Source organism: Dysgonomonas sp. 521 (assembly GCF_010501055.1).
Classification (GTDB): Bacteria; Bacteroidota; Bacteroidia; order Bacteroidales; family Dysgonomonadaceae; genus Dysgonomonas.
The window spans coordinates 1-1,271 of the sequence record NZ_QVMO01000216.1 but is presented as its reverse complement, the minus strand read 5'-3'; the positions used below and the strand labels follow the sequence as shown (position 1 = coordinate 1,271).

The following is a 1,271-nucleotide window of genomic DNA, read 5'->3' as shown; positions in this document are numbered from 1 at the left end:
AAAGGGGCTTATTCGTGGACACACCAGGATATACTGAACGCTTGCTACTTTTCGTACAACAATCTGCCGGCTACCGTGCAAAGCAAGCTGTTGCCACTGGCTCAACTGATAGAATATGCAAAGGAAACAAGCGATGACTGCACAGCCATTGTTGCAGCTGCCATGCAAAGCAGCTATACAAAATTTCTTCCGGCATTCAAAAAACAGGACATTGCCACATCTGCAGCCATCATACACGAAGCCAGCCTGTATATAGCGATGAACAACATTCCTTTCTCCAAATCAGCCTTTTTCGAAAAACTGGCTAACGAGATAGAGATACAACAAATAAAATACCTGCCAAAGACCTGGCGCAACCTGCGTGATAAGATTAAAGAATACGCATCAGGTACACCCATCACCGACATCATCAAGGAAAAGAACAAGGGCAACCGGAACCGTACAAAACATGCGAATAATGAGATATTGAAAAGCTGGCTGGTTGGCCTGATTGAAAGCCAGAAGAATTATTCAGCAGCATACATATTCAGGCAAATACGCCGGATGAGCGTACAGCATGGCATGACAGACTTTCCTTCAGTACGCTGGATTAGCGATTACCTTGCTTTGCCTAAAACACAATACATCACACAGCAGCGTTACGGCGCAAACAGCAGGTTCAATCACAAATACCGCGCCTATGTGCCAACGCAATCGGCGCTGTTTGCCGGCGACTGCTGGCAGATAGACGGTACACGTGTGAATATCATCGACCACCGGGCCACTTACATCAACAAAGACGGTAAAAAAGTGACAGGGCAAAAGTTCCTGTACATCATTGCCGTGCGTGATGTGATGAGCGGTATGGTTCTGGGATGGGAATACTGCTATGAAGAAAGCGCCACGGCTGTAATCAACGCGCTGGCAATGGCAGTGCGCACCGCCGGGTATCTGCCTTATGAATTTATATACGACCGTTTCCCGGGGCATAATTCGGCAGAATGGCAACGCATCGAAACCTATATGCGCATAGCCGGCACCATAATGACTGTGACACACAAGGCCGATGGCAAACCACACATCGAACGTTGGTGGGATACGCTTCAGAACGTCTTTATGATGGATAGCGACCTGTATTACGGTGAAGGTATTAAATCGACACGCCGGTATGCACACCGGAGCAAAGAATATGTTGCCAGCATGCGCAAATGGGCTACAGACAACAAATTCAATTACGATGATGCCTGCCGGGAAACCGACAATATTGTCTGCAGATACCTGAATACACCGCT

Annotated in this window: 1 protein-coding gene; it reads left to right on the top strand. The window is 47.4% G+C overall.

Annotated elements, in window-relative coordinates; translation table 11 throughout:
* Window positions 1-1,271, top strand: a 1,271-nt coding sequence (locus D0T84_RS23420; RefSeq protein WP_163310100.1) for a DDE-type integrase/transposase/recombinase, incomplete at both ends; no start/stop codon positions are given.